1 protein-coding gene is annotated in these 3,176 nt (G+C 38.1%); it reads left to right on the forward strand.

Features of this window, described 5'->3' with window-relative positions; all coding sequences use genetic code 11:
- The coding region (locus A9G36_RS10155) for a hypothetical protein (RefSeq protein WP_176701015.1) at positions 1 to 3,176 on the forward strand (3,176 nt) is incomplete at both ends.

Here is a 3,176-nt window from a genome sequence, read left to right on the forward strand (position 1 = left end):
GTTCACGACCTTGGTCGAAAACAACCATTGATGATTACCTACAAGAACAAGATAGCCAAGCGCTATCCCGTTTTACCCAAATTGATATACAAAAACTCAAAGACTCACCGTCTGAGGCAACTGGCAACCGAGCCGTACCGTTTAAAGATATTTTTGGTAGTAGTTATCAGACTTACCAAGCAGAAAACAGCAAAGTACTGGAATTTCGTTTTGATGAGCATCTTGATAATTTTGAATCGGTACATGGGTTTACCCGTTTAAAAGACCAAAAATTAAAATATGTGCTACATACCAATCAATTATACCAAGGGGATAAACCGATATCCTGCGGCGTCGTGCTGGAAGACACTTTAGGCATCGCCGAAGAGCTCAACTCGCAACGGGTATCGCACCTGCATGTATTTACCCCCCAAGAAGATAGCCACGCTCCCTCAAAAGCTAAATCCTTAATGCCTTTTGACCGTGACGAAACAGAAGTATACCAACGGCGGGGTGAAGCACTGTATAACCAAGTTAACCCCAAGTTAAAACGCATGTTTAAGTATTATCAAGCTGACATGTTTAAAAAGCGCACGATTTTACAGTTAATGGAGAATTATCGAACTTCAATTGAAGATGCTTATGACACTGAAATCGCTCGGCTACAAGAACACTATGAATACCTAAAAAATATTGATGCCGCTTATGACTCTGGTAATGAATTTTTACAAAAAGTCGAATATGAAATTAAAGACACCGAATCAGAAAAGGCAAAAAAAATTGAAAAAATAAACCAGCAGATTAATCATGGTGAAGTTAATAAATTTAAAGATGAATTAGAAAGCGAATTTAAAGAAATAACTCACTATTATAAAGAGTGGTCGCAAGACTATTTTACTTATGTTCGTTGGTTATTTGGCGATGCAAAATTTATCTCGCCATACAGCAAAATAAAACCGACGTCTTTTAATCAAAATCATTTTTGGCAGAAAGAGTTTGATTTTTCAAACGATACAAGCTCGCTTATTCATATAAAAGAAATTATCCAAATCTTGATTGATTCAACCCATGCAGAAGTGCGTTTTGAAGAAGACGATGCCCTATGGGATGAACTACTGAGCAACCCAGCTAGTATTTTTTATATAGTAGAGCATAAAAATAACCAAGGGATTGACCTTGAAGCAATGGCATTTCTCGATTTAGACACCGATACACCGGTAAAATGGCGTGATGTTATCAGCCAATCAACTGGTTTTGCTTCTGCTTATAATGCGAATCAAGAACAAAAGACACAAACCACTAAAAGCAATAAAGAGCAAGCCCTTCTAAAAACCAAAGAGAGCTTAGAGCTAGAGATTGAAAAAAAACAACAAGAAATTAACGCCAAACAAGAAGCGTTAAACCAACATCAAAACTATGACCCACAAGCGCATTACAAGCTACAAAAAATAAGAAACCAAAAAATTAGCGAGCTTAACCGCCTAAAAAAATGTTTAAATTCGATTAATGACAAACTAGCCGAAATGGCAAGCGCCCCCATTGTCATAATGGATGCGGGTAAAAATCGATATCTGCATGAGTTAGGGCTTAAAAAATACACGCTTTTAAAAACCAATAAGCAACACCAGCCTATTGAGCCACGCTTAAAACTGCTTGATACGTTCTCTTATTTAAGCGATTTGGGGGGGCACCCTGTTGAGTTTACTATGCAAGTGAGACAAGATAAGATTCGACAAGTGTACGCTCTATTAACCCAACTACAAGGGAGTTTTTTCCGTGAAAACAGCTTAACGGGACCTGAAATTGCCTTTTTAGAAAAATTTGATGTCACCGACCCAAAATATGACGTCGGGTCAAAAAAACCAACAACTCAAAAGTTTACCTTTACGCTCTGTTTTCCAGATGAGTTTAGTAAAGGGATAGTGGTTAGCTATCTAAAAAATAAAGAGATACTTAACCCTTATGATTTTAAAAACTTTTTAACTAGCAAAATGGCGGGGTATGTCACCTTGGTCAATCGTACAACCGTATTACAACGCAAAATTGACATGGTCAATCAACAAAAATCCCGCAACGACGAAGCGATTCACCAGTCGAATGAGAATAAACGAGAAGACAAAATCAAACAGCGTGAGATAAATCGCGAAATCGAAGCGATGAATCAAAGCGAAATGGAAAAAGCGAAAATTGAGAAAAAAATTAAAATACAAGAACAAATAAAAGATACCCGCCAAAGTGCTAAAGCAGTTAAACTTAGCTATGGTGTCAATGCAATAATGGGCGTTATCAGCATGTTAAATATTCACGATAACCTAAAAGCGTGGGACACCGTTAAAGAAGGTGAAAGCCAAGATAAAAAAATGCACCAACTGGCGATTGACTTAGGCTCGTTAGCATTATTAAGTGTTGATAGCGTGGCTTTATACCGTGACATCAAATTAAAAATGCAGCTAGTTAAAGCGATGCGTTCAACAGTTTCGGGCACATTAGTACCTGAAATTAAAGCTAAACAGATGTTAAATACCTTGATTTCTAAAACCGTAGCCAAAGCTTTTGCGGCTATAACTATTTTTGAAGCCTTAGGCGAGTTAAAAAGTGCCTTGGGGATGTGGAATATGGAGGATAAAGATTATTTTAGAGCTAGATTGTTTGGTTCTCTATTTTTAGGGTTTGGTGCTGTCTTATTATTACTTGAAGGTGGATTAGCTATAGGGATTGGTGCCCTTTTATTAGTTTCAAGTTTATACTTAATTGCAAGCAGCAAAAAATACGATAATTTTACCCCTATCGATCACTGGTTAAACCGCTGTTATTTTGGGGTGCAAGAAGAGTTTGCCTATTTAGGGTATGGCGCTTATTACGAAGAGCAAGAGGCATTTGTGGGTTTTGGGCAGTCGGTAAATGACTATTTGGTTGCGGTGTCGGGCATTGACACCTTTATGATCTTTAAAAAACCAAGTTCATTTAGTGGGATGAAGCTACATCACCGCCACCTCTATTTTTATTTAACATACCCGAATAATGCAACCATCGCCCACCTGCCGTTGCAGGCCACGGTCACATTATTTGGTAAGAATGGGCAACGTGATGAGGATATGATTGAATCTCGCTTTAATATCAGTTCAACAGGGGTAAATAACCACTCAGTAGTGGCGCACTCCCCAATCCACCTAAACGAAGATAAAGCCAAAGAAACC

Source organism: Gilliamella sp. Choc6-1, from assembly GCF_001690385.1.
GTDB lineage: Bacteria > Pseudomonadota > Gammaproteobacteria > Enterobacterales > Orbaceae > Gilliamella > Gilliamella apicola_A.